Source organism: Streptomyces sp. SID10853 (assembly GCF_010548145.1).
Taxonomy (GTDB): domain Bacteria; phylum Actinomycetota; class Actinomycetes; order Streptomycetales; family Streptomycetaceae; genus Streptomyces.
In genome coordinates this window covers 1-1,216 of sequence record NZ_JAAGLN010000487.1, presented here as the reverse complement: position 1 = coordinate 1,216, position 1,216 = coordinate 1, and the positions used below count along the sequence as shown (strand labels likewise).

The 1,216-nt window shown below is 74.8% G+C and carries 1 protein-coding gene; it reads left to right on the top strand.

Annotation, left to right across the window (positions count from 1 at the left end):
* Positions 1-1,216: ComEC/Rec2 family competence protein (locus tag G3I19_RS36530; protein ID WP_164267951.1), on the top strand; the 1,216-nt coding region annotated here is incomplete at both ends.

Genomic DNA, 1,216 nt, shown 5'->3' with positions numbered 1-1,216 from the left:
CTGCTGTGCGCCGCGGCGGGCGCCGCGTCCGGTGGGCTGCACGCGGCCGACGTCCGGCGCGGGCCCCTGCCGCAGCTGGCGCGTCAGTCGGCCCGCGTCGCAGTGGAGTTGACCGTCACATCCGATCCGCACCCGACCCGCCCCCGGATCCGCGGCGATCACGCGACCCGCGGATCCGTCGTCCTCGACGCCGATGTGACACGGGTACGCGCACCGGACGGTACGACCTCCACCGTTCGCACGCCGGTCCTCGTGATCGCCCACTCGGCCGCGTGGCAGCGGCTGCTGCCGACCACACGGCTGCGGCTGAGCGCCCGCCCCCAGCCGCCGCTCTCCGGCGACGACCGCATCGCGGCCGTGCTCAGTGTGGAAGGCAGCAGGCCACCGCAGGTCATCGGTGCGCCAACCGGTGTGCAGCGACTGGCCGGACATCTGCGCGCCGGACTGCGGGAAGCGAGCGAAGGGCTCGCCCCGGATGCCCGCGCGCTGCTTCCCGGACTGGTGGTGGGCGACACTTCGCGCGTCCCTCCCGACCTCTCCGACGCCTTCAGGACCACTGATCTCACCCATCTGCTGGCGGTGTCAGGCAGCAACCTCACCCTGGTCCTGGCCCTGCTGATCGGCCCTCCGGGCAGGGCGCTGCGGGCGGAGAGAGGCGGACTCGCACCGCGGCTGGGGATCCCGCTGCGGACGACCGCGCTGCTCGGCGGGGCCCTCACGCTGGCCTTCGTGATCGTGTGCAGACCCGACCCGAGCGTTCTGCGGGCCGCCGCCTGCGGTCTCGTCACCCTGCTCGCGATCGGCACCGGCCGCCGTAGATCGCTGGTCCCGGCGTTGGCCACCGCGGTACTGCTGCTGGTGCTGTACGACCCCTGGCTGGCCCGCAGTTACGGCTTTCTGCTCTCGGTCCTCGCCACCGGAGCCCTGCTCACGATCGGCCCGCGCTGGAGCTCCGCGCTGCGCCGGCGCGGGGTACCACCGAGGCTCGCCGAGGTCGTCGCGGCCGCGGCGGCCGCACAGGCGGTGTGCGCGCCGGTGATCGTCCTGCTGGCCTCCCGTGTCGGGCTGGTCGCCATCCCCTGCAATCTCCTCGCCGAGCTCGCGGTGGGACCGGCGACGGTCCTCGGCTTCGCCGCCCTGGGGGTGGCTCCGCTGTGGAGCACGGGCGCCGCCGTACTGGCCCGCTGCGCCGGGTGGCCGGCCGGCGGGAGAGGCG